The organism is Velazquezella soli (assembly GCF_977018685.1).
In genome coordinates, this window is the sequence record NZ_CDRNXF010000004.1 from 219302 (window position 1) to 234191 (window position 14890).

17 protein-coding genes are annotated in these 14890 nt (G+C 60.0%); 7 read left to right on the forward strand and 10 right to left on the reverse strand.

The features are described from left to right. Positions 1-53: 53 nt before the first annotated feature. Positions 54-572 (reverse strand): A24 family peptidase, encoded by a 519-nt coding sequence (locus tag AC0JZ8_RS04700; protein WP_471891930.1) that lies wholly within the window; start codon positions 570-572, stop codon positions 54-56. 102 nt (positions 573-674) lie between these two features. After that, positions 675-845 (reverse strand): Flp family type IVb pilin, encoded by a 171-nt coding sequence (locus AC0JZ8_RS04705; protein ID WP_062454124.1) that lies wholly within the window; start codon positions 843-845, stop codon positions 675-677. 415 nt (positions 846-1260) lie between these two features. Between AC0JZ8_RS04705 and AC0JZ8_RS04710 the strand changes: the two genes are divergently transcribed. From AC0JZ8_RS04710 to AC0JZ8_RS04740, 7 genes are all read left to right on the forward strand, one after another. Beyond that, positions 1261-1659, forward strand: a complete 399-nt coding sequence (locus AC0JZ8_RS04710) for a pilus assembly protein N-terminal domain-containing protein (RefSeq protein WP_092664131.1) — start codon at positions 1261-1263, stop codon at positions 1657-1659. Positions 1660-1816: 157 nt separating this feature from the next. Then, a complete protein-coding gene (locus AC0JZ8_RS04715; RefSeq protein WP_062454126.1) occupies positions 1817-2470 on the forward strand; it encodes a TadE/TadG family type IV pilus assembly protein in 654 nt (217 codons plus the stop codon). Continuing rightward, on the forward strand, positions 2470-3060 hold the full coding sequence (locus tag AC0JZ8_RS04720) for a TadE/TadG family type IV pilus assembly protein (RefSeq protein ID WP_092663895.1): 591 nt from the start codon (positions 2470-2472) through the stop codon (positions 3058-3060). Before AC0JZ8_RS04715 ends, AC0JZ8_RS04720 begins: the two co-directional genes overlap by 1 nt. 114 nt (positions 3061-3174) lie before the next feature. After that, complete coding sequence (locus AC0JZ8_RS04725; protein ID WP_471891931.1) at positions 3175-4395, forward strand: phosphopentomutase; 1221 nt, start codon at positions 3175-3177, stop codon at positions 4393-4395. Beyond that, entirely contained in the window at positions 4392-5378 is a 987-nt protein-coding gene (locus AC0JZ8_RS04730; RefSeq protein WP_471891932.1) for an adenosine deaminase, read from the forward strand. The genes AC0JZ8_RS04725 and AC0JZ8_RS04730 overlap by 4 nt, the downstream gene beginning before the upstream one ends. 59 nt (positions 5379-5437) lie before the next feature. Continuing rightward, on the forward strand, positions 5438-6067 hold the full coding sequence (upp, locus tag AC0JZ8_RS04735) for a uracil phosphoribosyltransferase (RefSeq protein WP_062454129.1): 630 nt from the start codon (positions 5438-5440) through the stop codon (positions 6065-6067). Positions 6068-6180: 113 nt separating this feature from the next. After that, on the forward strand, positions 6181-6705 hold the full coding sequence (locus AC0JZ8_RS04740; RefSeq protein ID WP_471893325.1) for a TIGR02281 family clan AA aspartic protease: 525 nt from the start codon (positions 6181-6183) through the stop codon (positions 6703-6705). Positions 6706-6708: 3 nt separating this feature from the next. Here the strand turns inward: AC0JZ8_RS04740 and deoA are convergent, their stop codons facing one another. The 8 genes from deoA to AC0JZ8_RS04780 all read right to left on the reverse strand — a co-directional run bounded on the left by deoA (position 6709) and on the right by AC0JZ8_RS04780 (position 14868). Continuing rightward, positions 6709-8022, reverse strand: coding sequence for a thymidine phosphorylase (gene deoA / locus AC0JZ8_RS04745; protein WP_192087666.1), 1314 nt, complete (start codon positions 8020-8022; stop codon positions 6709-6711). Positions 8023-8027: 5 nt separating this feature from the next. Continuing rightward, positions 8028-8798 carry a deoxyribose-phosphate aldolase gene (deoC, locus tag AC0JZ8_RS04750; RefSeq protein WP_471891933.1) on the reverse strand — a complete coding sequence of 257 codons (771 nt, stop codon included), beginning with the start codon at positions 8796-8798 and terminating at the stop codon, positions 8028-8030. A 112-nt stretch (positions 8799-8910) separates the two neighbouring features. Continuing rightward, entirely contained in the window at positions 8911-9699 is a 789-nt protein-coding gene (locus AC0JZ8_RS04755; protein ID WP_062454133.1) for a purine-nucleoside phosphorylase, read from the reverse strand. Next, positions 9696-10100: a cytidine deaminase gene (locus tag AC0JZ8_RS04760; RefSeq protein WP_062454134.1), complete on the reverse strand. Its 405-nt coding sequence runs from the start codon at positions 10098-10100 to the stop codon at positions 9696-9698. The genes AC0JZ8_RS04755 and AC0JZ8_RS04760 overlap by 4 nt, the downstream gene beginning before the upstream one ends. 5 nt (positions 10101-10105) lie before the next feature. Beyond that, positions 10106-11077, reverse strand: a complete 972-nt coding sequence (locus tag AC0JZ8_RS04765) for an ABC transporter permease (protein WP_062454135.1) — start codon at positions 11075-11077, stop codon at positions 10106-10108. 4 nt (positions 11078-11081) lie between these two features. Next, positions 11082-12200 carry an ABC transporter permease gene (locus AC0JZ8_RS04770; RefSeq protein WP_471891934.1) on the reverse strand — a complete coding sequence of 373 codons (1119 nt, stop codon included), beginning with the start codon at positions 12198-12200 and terminating at the stop codon, positions 11082-11084. A gap of 76 nt (positions 12201-12276) precedes the next feature. Then, the gene (locus tag AC0JZ8_RS04775) at positions 12277-13797 is read right to left on the reverse strand and encodes an ABC transporter ATP-binding protein (RefSeq protein ID WP_471891935.1); all 1521 of its coding nucleotides are present in this window, start codon (positions 13795-13797) and stop codon (positions 12277-12279) included. 78 nt (positions 13798-13875) lie between these two features. Continuing rightward, on the reverse strand, positions 13876-14868 hold the full coding sequence (locus AC0JZ8_RS04780; protein ID WP_471893326.1) for a BMP family lipoprotein: 993 nt from the start codon (positions 14866-14868) through the stop codon (positions 13876-13878). Positions 14869-14890: the final 22 nt, after the last annotated feature.

Sequence of the window (14890 nt, forward strand, 5' to 3'; positions counted from 1 at the left end):
ATAGGAAGCTTACGATTTGGGTTAACGCAATGTTACCCTGCCGTGCGCGTCGATTAGCTTGCGGAGAGAAGCACAAGATTGACGACAGGCGACTGCTGGAAGGTCAAGTAGCCGCCGATCGCGATCGCGATACCATAGGGAATCTTGCTTTCTGTCACCAGCGAAGCCGGCAGGCGGATCCCCATTGCCATTGCTGTATTGGCGTTTGCTCTCAACAGCAGGAAGATGAGTGTAATAAATCCGCCGACGAAGGCGACGGTCACCAGAAACGAAATCAGGGCGGGCGTAAATCCGAACCAGATTGCCGTTGCCGTCAGAAGCTTGGCATCGCCGCCGCCCATCACGTTCATCGCAAACAGCATGAAGCACACAGCAAACACGGCGGAAGCTGCGGCAAAACTCATCCCATAGTCCGCCCATCCAAGACCGACCAGCGGTGCGAAGACGAGAAACGAAACGAGGATAGCGGCAGACAGCTTGTTCGGGATCTTCATGGTGAAAAGATCGCTGATGGCAGCGAGCGCAAGACAGAATGGAACGATCAAGGTTACAATGACAACCATTTCAAGCATCCTTTTGGCGCCGCGTCCCTCGATCTTATGTATCAAGGCCTAAAGCTGTAAAACCGCCCCTGGTGGGGCGGTCTACACATAGACATCACGGTTCTTAAGAACTTACTGCTGGTTCAGCTTGGTAGCGAGGTTCTTGAACTGGTTGTTCAGAGCGCCGCCGAGCGTGGTCGCACCGGCGATCAGGGCCACGGAAATGAGAGCTGCGATGAGGCCATACTCGATGGCGGTCGCACCAGACTCATCCTTCATAAAACGAGCAAAAATCTTGGACATGGAATCTCCTATTCCCACCTACGGTTCAGCACTTACCGACAACTGTTTTCCGCTGTTCGGATAACCCAAACTAACCCTAGACGATTGCTATCGACTTAACGAAGAACCTTTCCAAAGTGTTAACTCCGCTGATACGGCACATTGGGTAAACAACCCACCAACAGCATCATTCAAATCGAAAACTGCGTCCCCGAACATTATATTTACCTAATAAAATATCATAAACATGCGGATATGGGATATTTGCAGCCGCATTTTTGCACGGAAATGCCGCTCTTGCTCCTGTCATCATTGGTTAACGTTTCGGAAAGCTCAGCCTCGAGATGTTTACTTAAGGCTTCATTCACCATTCCACGCCATCTTTGAGACACGACTGTTCATCGATTCAAAGGCCACCACGATGGTTGTGCGCAAAATGCTCGTTGCCTTCGCATGCCTTTGCGGCATTGCCACAAGCCTCAGCGGCCCGGCATTGGCGCAGGAAGACGGCCTTGTGCGCGTGTTCATGAATCACGCGCGGGTACTGAAACTGGATAGGCCAGTGGCCAAGGTGATTGTTGGCAACGCGGAAGTCGCCGACGCGACCGTGGCCGACCCGACAACCATCGTCCTGACGGGCCGTGCGTTTGGAACGACCAATCTCGTCCTGCTCGATGAGGACGGCAATGCAATTGCCGACGAACGTATTCTCGTCTCTATTGACGAAGGCAATACGGTTCGCGTGTACCGTCAGACCGAGCGCTCTGTTCTCTCCTGCACGCCCAACTGCGAGCAGCATGTGGAATTCAAGAATACGGCTGGTGCAACGCCCTGACGGCCTTGATCTGATACGACGCCAGACACAAAATTGCCCAGCTGCGTCGCCCGACCTGCTCTACGTGAACACAGGTGCCTAAACTCTAATCCCATTCGGCAACGGAATATCAATATTCCCCTCCTAGTATTGCGGCTCGAATGGACCGGGGGCGGCAATGCATCAGAACGATAGGCACACTGACGGCGCTGGCGCGTCGCGCGTGCCGGCGACGCACTCTCGGCGTCCATGGCGCCGGTTCAGCCGGTCCACGGATGGTGCCGCGGCGATCGAATTTGCGCTCCTGGCCATCCCCTATTTCGTGATCGTCTTTGCCATCATCGAAACCTTTGTTGCCTTCGCCGGCGAGCAACTGGTTGCCAATGCCGTCGACACGATGGCCCGCAAGATCAGAACAGGCAACATCACCTACGCTCTCGGCCGTCCCGGCACCGATATGGACCGGACGAAATTCCGGACCGCGTTCTGCGGCGAGATTGCGATCCTGATCAAATGCGATGCATCGGAAATCGCGACCCCGAACAAGCTCTGGCTCGACGTTCGCACCTTTACGACCTTCTCAGCGATCCCGAAGACAGTGCCCCGGACACCCGCAAACACGACATTCGGCGAACTGGATACGGCCTCCATCAACTACTATTCGCCGGGCGGGCCAAAGACCGTCAATATGCTGAGGGCCTATTACAAATGGGAGGTCATCACCGATCTGGTGCGGCCCTACATAACCAATGTCCGGCCAACCAACGGGACACGGCCCAACTACTTCCTGATCGTCGAAACGGCTGCATTCCAGAACGAGGACTATCCGTGATGGCGACCCCAACAACCAGGCGGGCTGCACAGACCGGATGGCTCTGCCGCTTCAGGGCATTGATCCTTGACACGAAGGGCGCGGGCGCCGTCGAGTTCGCGTTGATCGTGCCGCTTCTGATCTTTCTCTACATCACGGCATTCGAGCTGACGATTGCGCTCAGTGTCTCCAAGCGAACCGCGAGTTCCGCAAGCACGATTGCCGACATTACGACCCAGCAGGCGAGCGTGACCCCGACGTGGCTTGCCACAATGAAGGATGTGACGGGCAGCATCTTTGCGCCCTACGCGCCGCAGAACCTGAGCCTGAAGATCACCGGCGTGCAGCTGGACGCAAACAGCAATCCGACCGTTGCCTGGTCGTGGGATCAGTCTAACGGCAAGCCGTACGCGGTGGGCAGCACCGTCAACGTTCCGAGCGACATGCGCACAGCCAGCACGTTTCTGGTGCGTACAGAGCTATCGGTTACGCACAAGTTGCTGATGATCATGCCGGGACTGCTTCCACCTCAGCTCCAGACGATCACGCTCAGCCGCCAGTACTACTACCGTCAACGCGTCGGAACCAGTATCGACTGTAACGGCTGCTGACGCGGTCCTCTGCTTCCCCTTTGCCAACATGATCGCGCGACTATATGTATCGCCATCCGGGCAGGTGATTTGTGTCACTTGTCCGCACAGGCGATTTCAATTTCCGGGTGACAGATGGCACGGGCCTTCCTCTTCGTTCTCGATTCCTTCGGCGTCGGCGGCGGCCAGGATGCGCAGGCGTATAATGACCTTGGCTCCAACACGTTCGGCCATATTGCCGAATTCTGCGCCGCTGGTGCCGCGGACCGAGCCGGCTTGAGGCAGGGACCGCTCAGCCTTCCGAACATGTCCTCGCTCGGCCTGCTCGAAATCGCAAAGCTTGCCAGCGGCGACTACCCGATCGGCATGCAGCGGCCCGAACGCGTCTTCGGCCTTCACGGCGCGGCAAACGAACTGTCGCTCGGCAAGGACACGCCGTCGGGACATTGGGAAATCGCCGGCACGCCGGTCACCTTCGACTGGGGTTATTTCCCGACCGAAGGCGATGCGTTTTCGCCCGAACTCGTCGAGGCGATCTGCCGCGAAGCCGAAATCCCCGGCATTCTCGGCAACTTCCACGCTTCGGGCACAGACATAATTGCAAAACTCGGAGAAGAGCATATCCGGACGGGCAAGCCGATCTGCTATACGTCCAGCGACAGCGTCTTCCAGATCGCCGCGCACGAGACCCATTTCGGGCTGGAGCGGTTGTTGAAGCTGTGCGAGACCGTGCGGACGCTGCTCGATCCCTTGAATATCGGAAGGGTGATTGCCCGACCATTCACTGGCGAGACGCCGGAGACGTTCGAGCGAACCGGCAACCGGCGCGACTATTCAGTGCTGCCGCCGGAGCCGACATTGCTCGACCGGCTGGTTTCGGCGGGCCGAACCGTCCACGCCGTCGGCAAGATCGGTGATATCTTCGCGCACCAGGGCATCAGCCGCGTGATCAAGGCAAACGGCAACCACGCCCTGATGAATGCGACGCTCGACACGATGGCGCAAGCCGAGCAAGGCGATCTCGTCTTCACCAACTTCGTCGATTTCGACATGCTCTACGGACACCGTCGCGACGTCGCGGGCTATGCGGCCGCTCTCGAAGAGTTCGACCGGTCGCTTCCGGAAGTGCATCGCCGGCTTCAACCGGGCGATATGGTGATCATCACCGCCGACCACGGCTGCGATCCGACCTGGCGCGGCACCGACCACACACGCGAGCGGGTGCCGATCATGGCGTTCGGTCCCGGCATTCGCTCCCGCTCGATCGGGCTTCGGCCGACTTTCGCCGACATCGGTGAGACAGTCGCTGCCCATCTCGGCATTCCTGCCGGAAGACACGGATGGAGTTTTCTGTGACGAAGAACTTTGTGAAGGCCGAGATCCACTGCCACATCGAAGGTGCCACGCCGCCGCATCTGGCACGGGCGCAAGCCCAGAAATACGGCGTGGACATCGCCCCTCTCCACTCCGGTGACACCTATACCTGGAAGGATTTTTCCGAGTTCATCCTGAGCTACGACGCCATCGCCTCGTTGTTCCGAACAGAAGCCGACTATGCGCTGCTGACGGAGACCTATCTCTGCGAGCTTGCCGCCTGCAACACGATTTACAGCGAGATCATCGTATCGCCTGATCATGGCGACCGCATCGGGCTCGGTGCCGACGCCTATCTCGCCGGTCTCTGCGACGGTATTCACGCCGCGAAGGAAAAGACCGGGATCGAGACACGCATCATCGTGACCGGCGAGCGGCATTTCGGCCCTGACAGCGTGATTGCCGCCGCGGAATACGCCGCCCGATGCCGGAACCCGCTGATCACGGGTTTCAACATGGCCGGCGAGGAGCGTATGGGCCGCGTTGCCGATTATGCGCGCGCATTCGATATTGCTCGCGACGCGGGTCTTGGTCTGACGATCCATGCCGGCGAAGTCTCCGGGGCATTCAGCGTGTCCGACGCGCTCGATCTCGTGCGTCCATCGCGGATAGGCCACGGCGTTCGCGCCATCGAAGATCCCGCTCTGGTCGAGCGGCTGGTCGAGCTCGGAACCGTGCTGGAAGTCTGCCCCGGTTCGAATATCGCGCTGCAGGTCTTTCCGGATTTCGAGAGCCATCCCCTGAAAGCCCTGAAGGCTGCTGGTGTGCGGGTCTGCATCAATTCCGATGACCCGCCGTTCTTCAAGACTTCGCTTGCCCGGGAATACGACATTGCGGCGGAGATCATGGGTTTTAGCGATGCAGAAATCGATGCCATGACCCGTGTCGCGATCGAGGCGGCTTTTGTGGACGAGGCGACCCGCGGCGCACTGCTTGCCCGGTTTGACGCTACCGCGGCACAATGACGACTTGCGCGCGCGGTCATTTTCCCGGATGAAGACACTGATAACAGAGAGGTAAAACCATGGACGGCGTGACTGTCATCGATCATCCGCTGGTGCAGCACAAGCTGACCATCATGCGCAAGAAGGAAACCTCGACGGCCGGCTTTCGGCGGCTGTTGCGCGAGATTTCCATGCTTCTCTGCTATGAAGTGACGCGCGATCTCGACCTCACCATGGAGACGATCGAGACGCCGCTGACGCAGATGCAGGCGCCTGTCGTCGAAGGCAAGAAGCTCGTGTTCGTCTCGATCCTGCGCGCCGGCAACGGCCTTCTGGAGGGAATGCTCGAGCTGGTGCCATCGGCCCGTGTCTCGCATATCGGCCTCTACCGGGACCATGACACGTTGCAGCCGGTCGAATACTATTTCAAGGCGCCTGAAAATCTCGATGAGCGATTGCTGATTGTCGTTGATCCGATGCTCGCGACGGGCAATTCGGCGATCGCCGCGATCGAAAAGCTCAAGGAGCGTGGGGCAAAGAACATCCGTTTCCTCTGCCTTCTTGCAGCCCCGGAAGGTCTCAAGAATTTCCAGGACGCGCATCCCGACGTGAAGATCTATACGGCTTCGATCGACAGCCACCTCAATGAAAAGGGCTATATCATGCCCGGCCTTGGCGACGCTGGTGACCGGATGTACGGCACGAAGTAACGCAGTTCAGACTTTGCTTACCTAGATTTCATGCCAATGGCCTGCGAAGCTTTTCGCGGGCCATTTTTTCATTGTCCTTTGCTACCTTCAAGGCGAACTCGCAAAGGATGACCATGCTTCTGCGCACCCTTGTTTTCGCTGGCCTCGCAGCTCTGCTTGCAACGCAGATACCGGCGGTGATGACGCTTGTTGATCGCGTGCCGGAGCCTGCGAGCGGCACTGCGGAAACGCCGAGCTCTGCGAAGGCCCAACCCGCTTCCGTGTCCCCCGGCCGGGTGCGGCTGTCGGCCGATGGCAGAGGCCATTTCAGCGGCCAGTTCCGGATCAACGGCAAGACGGTGGAAGGGCTGGTCGACACGGGCGCATCGGCAGTCACCATCAACGAAAGCACGGCCCGCAAGCTGGGCTTCGGGGTCAACAGTCTCGATTTCCGGTATCAGATGAATACGGCGAACGGCAAGACAGACGGCGCGCGCATCATCCTCGATCGCATCGAGATCGGCAACGTCCGGGTCAGACAGGTCGATGCCTTCGTGCTGCGCGACGAAGCGCTTTCCGGCACGCTGATCGGCATGACCTTCCTGAAAAAACTGAAATCCTTCCAGGTCGAAGATGGCAGCCTGACGCTGATCCCTTAGCGATTACTCGACCCGACCGAGGATGACCGGCGGCAGGACAGGCGCTTCGTCAGACACCGAATAGCAGGCGGTGACGTCGGCTACGGTGCGTGCTGCATCGTCTTGCGTTGCTGCATGGACCATGGCGATCGGCTGCCCTTTTGAGACCTTGGTGCCAAGCGGGAGAATGGCATCGAGTCCGACACGGTGATCGATCGCGTCTCCGGCACGGCGCCTGCCACCGCCAAGCTCCACCACCGCCATGCCGAGTGCCCGTGTTTCGCAGCTGGCGAGGAAGCCATCGGCAGGAGCGAGGACCGGGCGAATGACTGGCGCCTCTGCAAGATAGACATCCGCCGGCCTATCGCAGAAATCTGCCGGACCGCCCAGCGCATGGGTCATGCGAGCAAAGCGTTCCAGGGCTGCACCGGATGCCAGTGCCCGTCGCGCAACCTCTTCAGCCTCTTTGATCGTCGCAACGAGATTGCTCAGAACCAGCATTTCCGCTGTTTCGGCAATCACGACGCTTTCCAGTCGCGTCCCTACTTTCTCTCCCTTGAGAACCGAGAGACAGTTTCTGATCTCCAGCGCGTTACCGGCTGCATCGGCAAGCGGCTGGTTCATGTCCGTCAGCAGCGCCACGGTCTTCAGACCTGCACCATTGGCGACATCGACCAGCGAACGGGCCAGAAGCTCAGCTTCAGCCGTGGAGCGCATGAAGGCACCGCTGCCGACTTTCACGTCGAGGACCAGAGTTTCGAGACCGGCTGCAAGCTTTTTCGAGAGGATAGAGGCGGTGATCAGAGAGACGGCCTCTACCGTCGCGGTGACATCGCGGATGGCGTAGAGTCTGCGATCGGCCGGTGCCAGTTCCTGTGTCTGGCCGACGATGGCGCAACCGATATCCCGGACGATGGCACGCAGGCGCATTTCATCCGGCATCACGTCGTAACCGGGTATGGCCTCAAGCTTGTCGAGCGTGCCGCCGGTATGGCCAAGGCCGCGACCGGAGATCATCGGAACGGCGAGGCCGCAGGCGGCCGCAAGCGGTGCAAGCATCAGCGAGACATTGTCGCCGACGCCACCGGTCGAATGCTTGTCGGCCACCGGGCGCCCGGCATCCGACCATTGCAGCACACGACCGGAATCGCGCATCGCCAGCGTCAGCGCGATCGTTTCGTCCCGCGACATGCCCTTGAAAAAGACGGCCATGGCGAAGGCTGCAACCTGCCCTTCGGAGATCGTCTCATCCGTCATCGCCGCGATGAATGCGGCGATGTCATTCGATGACAGAACCTCGCCATCGCGTTTGCGACGGATGATCTCCTGCGGGATCATGGCGCCTAGTAGCCGGTGGAAGCGCGGGATGCGGGTGCGCCGCTCAACACGCCCAGGATATCGTCGAGAAGACTGGACGCGCCGAAGCGGAATGTCGACGGCATGAGCCAGTTCGGACCCATGGTCGATTCGGCAAGCCGGAGGTAGAGGTCTGCATCCGCCACCGTACTGATGCCACCGGCCGGCTTGAAGCCGATGCGCTTCTTGGACGCGCGGATGGCACGCAGCATGCTGTCTGCCGCTTCCAGCGTCGCGTTGACGGACACCTTGCCGGTGGAGGTCTTGATGAAATCGGCACCGGCAGCGATTGCGAGTTCCGAGCCGCGTCCCACGAGCGATGCGTCCTTCAGTTCCCCGGTCTCGAGAATGACCTTGAGGCAGGATTGCGGGCAGGCTGCGCGCACGGCCTCGACCATGTCGGTTACCGCCTGCTCATCGCCCGCCATCAGCTTGCGATAGGGAATGACCAGATCGATCTCGTCGGCGCCATCTTCCACAGCCTGCCGGGTCTCTTCGACCACGGCGGCGACCGGCAGGTCACCACTTGGAAAATTCACGACCGTGGCAATGCGGACCTTGTGACCGTGCCCCAGGATCCCGCGCGCCTGGGCGACGAAACGCGGCCAGATGCAGATTGCGGCCGCGGCCCCATACGGGGTCTGCGCCCGCGCGCACAATGTCTCGATCGCGGCATCGTCGCAGTCGTCGCGCAGGTTCGTAAGGTCAAGAAGCGAGAGCGCAAAGGATGCTGCTTCGCGTGGACTATGCAGTTCCATGATCTGCCTCCCTTAAAGAGCGGACATATTTATCGTTGAAAGGATTATATGCAAGCCGTCGGGACGCGTGCGGTCGCCGGCGGACAGTTATCCAGCTGAATTGAAACGGGAATCAGGCGAGCATTTCCTTGAGAACGGCAGCCAGCCGCTGGCCGCCGACCGGTGCCATATCCTTGGTTTCATCATGGCTGAGTTCGGCGCCTGTCATTCCGGCGCCGAAATTCGTGATCACGGACGCTGCTGCGACCTTCATACCGAAATAGCGGGCGAGGATGACTTCCGGCACGGTGGACATGCCGACGGCATCGGCGCCGAGCGTTCGTGCCATGCGAATTTCCGCAGGCGTTTCGAAGCTCGGGCCTGAGAACCACATGTAGACGCCGGAAAACAGCGGAATGCCGGCTCGTATCGCGGCATTGCGCATATCCAGCGTCAGGCCCGCATCATAGGCCGAGGTCATGCCGACGAAGCGCTGGTCGCCGCGTTCGCCGATCAAAGGGTTCATGCCGGAATAGTTGATGTGATCGGAGATCTGCATGACCGAACCCGGCGGCATGTCTTCCCGGAGCGAGCCTGCGGAATTGGTGAGGATCATGGTCTGGACACCCAACCCGCGCATGACCTCGATCGGAAAGCGCATCGCCTTGGCATCGCCGTGCTCGTAATAGTGGGCACGGCCGGACAGCATGATCACAGGCTCTTCGCCGAGGTACCCGGCAACCAGTTCGCCGGCATGGCCCGTGACGCCGCTGACGGGAAAGCCCTCCAGCATCGTATAGGGAATACGAACCTGATCGCGGACTTCCTCCACCAGCGTTCCGAGGCCGGAGCCCAGCACGATCGCATGGCGCGGAATGAGGCCGTCCAGCCGATCGACGAGCAGATCGATGACGTCTCTCATCCGATCGTATCCGTCTCAAAGGCGTAGGGCAGAAGTTCTGCCATAGTCACGGTCTTCTGCACGCCGGCGTCATCGCAGAGATAGATGAGCGTATCGGCAGAGGCGAATTCGGAGATCTTCTGGCGACAGCCGCCGCAGGGCGTGCAGAGCGGAAGCTTTTCGGCAATCACCGCAAGCGACTTCACCTTCTTGCCGCCGCCCATGATCATGGCGCCGATTGCCGTCGGTTCGGCGCACCAGCCTTGAGGGAAGGACAGGTTTTCGATATTGGCGCCGAGATAGACCTTGCCGTCATCGGCAAGGATGGCGGCACCGACCGGGAACTTGGAATAGGGCGCATGCGCTTTCGACATGGCATCGCGGGCAGCTTCGAACAGGTCGTGTGGCGAAAATTCGGACATCGCGATTAGCGCTCCTTGGTATAGGGGACACCGCCGGCCTTGGGCGGGCGGGCAATGCCGATAAAGCCGGCGAGTAGCACGCAGGTGAGGATATAGGGCAGCGCCTGGAAAATCTGCACCGGCACTTCGCCGATCAGCGGAAGCGACTTGCCCTGCATGAAGTTCGCGAATGCATCGAGGAAGCCGAACAGCAGGCAGGCGAACATGACCGGCACCGGTTTCCACTTGGCGAAGATCAGTGCTGCAAGCGCGATGTAACCCTTGCCGGCCGACATGTTGTTGATGAAGGCTGCCGATTGCGCGATCGCCAGATAAGTGCCGGCAAAGCCTGCGAGAAAGCCTGTGACAATCAAGGCCCGGTAGCGCAGCCAGCTGACAGAAATGCCCGCCGTATCGACTGCACCGGGATTTTCGCCGACCGCGCGAAGACGAAGACCAAAGCGCGTGCGGTAGAGGATCCACCAGGACAGCGGTACCATCAGGAAGGCGATGTAGGTGAGGATATTGTGGCCGGAGATCACGTTCGCATAGAGCGGACCGATGATCGGCACTTCACGCATCATGTCTGCGCCGGGAAGCGTGATGCTGGAGAAGCGGCCGGATGCGGGTACCTGTCCCGTGCGTCCGCCCTGGCTGAACCAGGCTTGGCCGAGCACGATGGTGAGGCCCGCCGCGATGAAGTTCAGTGCCACGCCGGAGACGATCTGGTTGCCCCGGTTGGTGATCGAGGCAAAGCCGTGCAGCATGGAGAACAGGATGGCGGTGACGATGCCTGCACCAAGTCCCGCCCAGGCATTGCCGGTGTAATAGGCAACGCAGGCCGAGGCGAACGCCGATACCAGCATCTTGCCTTCAAGCCCGATGTCGAAAATACCGGCACGCTCGGAAAACAGGCCAGCGAGTGCAGTAAACAGCAGCGGGATCGACAGGCGGATCGCAGAACCGAGAATGCTGATAAAAACTTCGAAATAATCCATGCGCCTATCTCCCCCCTGCCGGCGATCGGGCAAACTGCTGGTAGGCACGCACGATTGCCGGTCGCAGCATATATTCGAGCGCACCGGCAAACAGGATGACCATGCCCTGGATGACGACGATCATGTCACGCGTGATCGCCGGCATGTCGAACGAAAGCTCGGCACCGCCCTGATAGAGGATGCCGAACAGCAGTGCCGAAAGGACGATGCCGGCCGGGTGGTTGCGTCCCATCAGCGACACCGCGATGCCGACAAAGCCGGCGCCACCGACGAATTCGATCTGCAGACGGGCAGACGCGCCCATGACGGGATTCAGCGCCATCATGCCGGCAAGGCCTCCGGAGATCAGCATCGTGATCATGACGATCTTCGAATACCCGATACCGGCATAGCTTGCGGCGGATGGGCTGATGCCGAGCGTGCGCATTTCATAGCCGAGCTTGGTGCGCCAGATCAGAACCCAGACCAGGAAGCACATGATGAGTGCGATCAGGAACGAGAAGTTGAGCGGTGCAGCGCCGAGCTTGCCGCCGAACATCGCGATCAGCCAATCGAGCTTCGGCAACTGGCCGCCCGGCAGAAAGGTGCGGCTTTCCGGCGCCATCTTGCCCGGCACGATCAGCATATGCACCAGCACGTAGTTCATCAGCGATGAGACGATGAAATTGAACATGATCGTGGTGATGACGACGTGACTGCCGCGCTTTGCCTGGAGCCAGGCAGGGATTGCGGCGCAGGCGGCGCCGAACAGTGCTGCCCCGATCACTGCAAACGGCATCGTCACGTACCAGGGAACATAGGCATCGAGCGAGAGCGCCACCAGCGCAGCACCGAGACCACCCAGATAGGCCTGGCCTTCCGAGCCGATGTTGAACAGGCCCGAATGGATGGCCACTGCGACCGACAGGCCGGTGAAGATGAAGCTCGTGGTATAAAACAGCGTGAAGCCGATGCCTTCGCCGCGGCCAAGCGCACCGACCAGAAGCAGTTGCAGGGCTTCGAACGGGTTTTCGCCGATCGCCCACACCACGATGCCGGAAAAGAAGAAGGCGAGCGCGAGGTTGACCAGCGGTATGACGCCGTAATTGATCCAGCCAGGCAAGGGCACGGATGCGGTGCTCATGCGCCCTCTCCCTTCCAGTCGTTTGCAAGGAGAAGCCCAGGCATCGTAAACTCCAAAAATATCATTCCCGGCCGGATCATGCTGCGATCCCGGCCATCATCAGGCCCAGCGTCTGCTCACCTGCCTCGCCCGACTTTTCGCCGACGACCTTGCCGGCAAACATGACAAGGATGCGGTCCGACAGGGAGCGGATCTCGTCGAGTTCGACCGAGACCAGAAGCACGGCCTTGCCGGCATCGCGCGTATCGATGATGCGCTTGTGGATGAACTCGATCGCGCCGATATCGACGCCGCGAGTGGGCTGGCCAATGATCAGCACGTCCGGGTCGCGTTCGATCTCACGGGCAACGACGATCTTCTGCTGGTTGCCGCCGGAGAAGTTGGCGGTTTTCAGCCGCGCATTCGGCGGGCGGATGTCGTATTTGACGATCTGTTCCTCGGCCTGCTTGCGGATCGCATCGAGGTCCAGCATTGCACCGCCATAGCGGCGGTCGCGGTGGTAGCCGAGGATGGAATTCTCATACTCCTCGAATTTGAGGACCAGGCCCATGTGATGGCGGTCTTCCGGAATGTGCGCGAGGCCGAGCGCGCGCAACATGGCGGGATCTGAACCGGCAATCGACTGGCCGTTGACGATAATCTCGCCGGAGGACGGCTTGCGGATGCCGGCGATGGCCTCCAGCAGTTCCGACTGGCCGTTTCCGGCAACACCGGCAATGCCGACGATCTCTCCGGCGCGGACTTCGAACGACACGTCGTCGACCATCGTCACGCCTCGGCTGTCCTTGACGGTGAGGTTCTTGACCGACAGCAGAACCTTGCCCGGATCGGCCGCGCCCTTTTCGACACGCAACAGAACCCGGCGACCGACCATCAGTTCGGCAAGTTCTTCCACCGTCGTCTCAGCAGTCTTGCGCGTGGCCACGATCTCGCCGCGGCGCATGACGGAGACCGTATCGGTGATCGCCATGATCTCGCGCAGCTTGTGGGTGATTAGAATGATCGTCTTGCCCTGGTCACGCAGCACGCGCAGGACCTTGAACAGGTGGTCCGCCTCGGGCGGTGTCAACACGCCGGTCGGCTCGTCGAGAATGAGGATTTCGGCGCCGCGATAGAGGGCCTTCAGGATCTCGACACGCTGCTGGCGTCCGACCGGCAATTCCTCGATCACCGCATCAGGATCGACGTCGAGGCCGTAATCGTCCTCCAGACGCTTCAGCTCCTTGCGGGCACTGGCCACGCCCCGGCGCAGTAACTGGCCGCCCTCGGCGCCCAGCATGACGTTTTCGAGCACCGTGAAATTTTCGACCAGCATGAAGTGCTGGTGCACCATGCCGATGCCCGACGAGATCGCGGCCTGGCTGTCGCGGATCGTCACCGGCTTGCCGGAGATGCGAATCTCGCCCTCATCGGCCTGATAGAATCCGTAGAGGATCGACATCAGCGTCGACTTACCGGCGCCGTTTTCGCCGATAATGCCGTGGATCGAGCCTTTGGCAACCGTGAGGTTGATGTTCTTGTTCGCGTGCACAGCGCCAAACTTCTTGTCGATCCCGACAAGTTCGATCGCCGGCTCTTTCGCAGGTTCGAAGCTCAATGATCCGCCCTTCCACTGGATATACAAAAAGGGCGCATGACGACATCGATCGCCATGCGCCCTTTGATGGTTACCTGCTTACATCGGGCAGGCGTTGTCCGACATGTAGTCGTGAACCTTGACGGTGCCGGCAATGATGTCAGACTTGGCCTTGTCGACGGCTGCCTGCATTTCAGGAGTGATCAGCGACCTGTTGCTGTCGTCGATCGCGGCTGAAACGCCGTCTTCCTTGACGCCGAGCGACTGGATGCCGGCCGTGAACTTGTCGTCCTTCAGATCCTTGTAGGCATTGTAGACAGCCAGATCGACGCGCTTGACCATTGAGGTCAGGACCGAACCCGGATGCAGATGGTTCTGGTTGCTGTCGACGCCGATCGAGAACTTCTTGTTGTCGGCCGCCGTCTGAAGCACGCCAAGACCGGTCGCACCCGCTGCCGCGTAAACCACGTCGGCACCCTGATCGATCTGGTTCTTGGTGAGCTCGCCACCGCGAACCGGGTCGTTCCAGGCCGCGCCGGTTGTGCCGGTCATGTTCTGGAACACCTGCGCATCAGGCTTTGCTGCCTTGACGCCCTGGGCGTAGCCGCAACCGAACTTGCGGATCAGCGGAATATCCATACCGCCGATGAAGCCGACCTTGCCGGTCTTCGAGGCGAGGCCTGCGAGAACGCCGACGAGATACGATCCTTCCTCTTCCTTATAGAGAACGGAACGCACGTTCTTCAGGTCAACGACGGAATCGACGATGACGAACTTGGTGTCCGGAAATTCCGCGGCAACCTTCTCCATCGCCGAAGTCCAGGCAAAGGAAACGGCGACGACCGGGTTATATCCGCGGCTTGCGAAGTTGCGGATAGCCTGCTCGCCCTGCGTATCGTCCTTCGGCTCGAAGTCGCGATAGTCGGTGCCGGTTTCCTTTTTGAACTGCTCGGCGCCGGCATAGGCTGCTTCGTTGAACGATTTGTCGAACTTGCCGCCGGTGCCATAGACGAGCGCCGGCTTGACTTCAGCGGCGATCGCTGTCGACGACAGCGCGGCCACGGCGACGAGGCTCAAAAGTGTTTTTTTCATCATTCAGCCCTGTTTTTTTAAG

Excerpts from the sequence above, each read along its gene's own strand:
- AC0JZ8_RS04700 (WP_471891930.1), bottom strand. The coding sequence starts at position 572 with ATGCTTGAAATGGTTGTCATTGTAACCTTGATCGTTCCATTCTGTCTT.
- AC0JZ8_RS04705 (WP_062454124.1), bottom strand. The coding sequence starts at position 845 with ATGTCCAAGATTTTTGCTCGTTTTATGAAGGATGAGTCTGGTGCGACC.
- AC0JZ8_RS04710 (WP_092664131.1), top strand. The coding sequence starts at position 1,261 with ATGCTCGTTGCCTTCGCATGCCTTTGCGGCATTGCCACAAGCCTCAGC.
- AC0JZ8_RS04715 (WP_062454126.1), top strand. The coding sequence starts at position 1,817 with ATGCATCAGAACGATAGGCACACTGACGGCGCTGGCGCGTCGCGCGTG.
- AC0JZ8_RS04720 (WP_092663895.1), top strand. The coding sequence starts at position 2,470 with ATGGCGACCCCAACAACCAGGCGGGCTGCACAGACCGGATGGCTCTGC.
- AC0JZ8_RS04725 (WP_471891931.1), top strand. The coding sequence starts at position 3,175 with ATGGCACGGGCCTTCCTCTTCGTTCTCGATTCCTTCGGCGTCGGCGGC.
- upp (WP_062454129.1), top strand. The coding sequence starts at position 5,438 with ATGGACGGCGTGACTGTCATCGATCATCCGCTGGTGCAGCACAAGCTG.
- AC0JZ8_RS04740 (WP_471893325.1), top strand. The coding sequence starts at position 6,181 with ATGCTTCTGCGCACCCTTGTTTTCGCTGGCCTCGCAGCTCTGCTTGCA.
- deoA (WP_192087666.1), bottom strand. The coding sequence starts at position 8,022 with ATGATCCCGCAGGAGATCATCCGTCGCAAACGCGATGGCGAGGTTCTG.
- deoC (WP_471891933.1), bottom strand. The coding sequence starts at position 8,798 with ATGGAACTGCATAGTCCACGCGAAGCAGCATCCTTTGCGCTCTCGCTT.
- AC0JZ8_RS04755 (WP_062454133.1), bottom strand. The coding sequence starts at position 9,699 with ATGAGAGACGTCATCGATCTGCTCGTCGATCGGCTGGACGGCCTCATT.
- AC0JZ8_RS04760 (WP_062454134.1), bottom strand. The coding sequence starts at position 10,100 with ATGTCCGAATTTTCGCCACACGACCTGTTCGAAGCTGCCCGCGATGCC.
- AC0JZ8_RS04765 (WP_062454135.1), bottom strand. The coding sequence starts at position 11,077 with ATGGATTATTTCGAAGTTTTTATCAGCATTCTCGGTTCTGCGATCCGC.
- AC0JZ8_RS04770 (WP_471891934.1), bottom strand. The coding sequence starts at position 12,200 with ATGAGCACCGCATCCGTGCCCTTGCCTGGCTGGATCAATTACGGCGTC.
- AC0JZ8_RS04780 (WP_471893326.1), bottom strand. The coding sequence starts at position 14,868 with ATGAAAAAAACACTTTTGAGCCTCGTCGCCGTGGCCGCGCTGTCGTCG.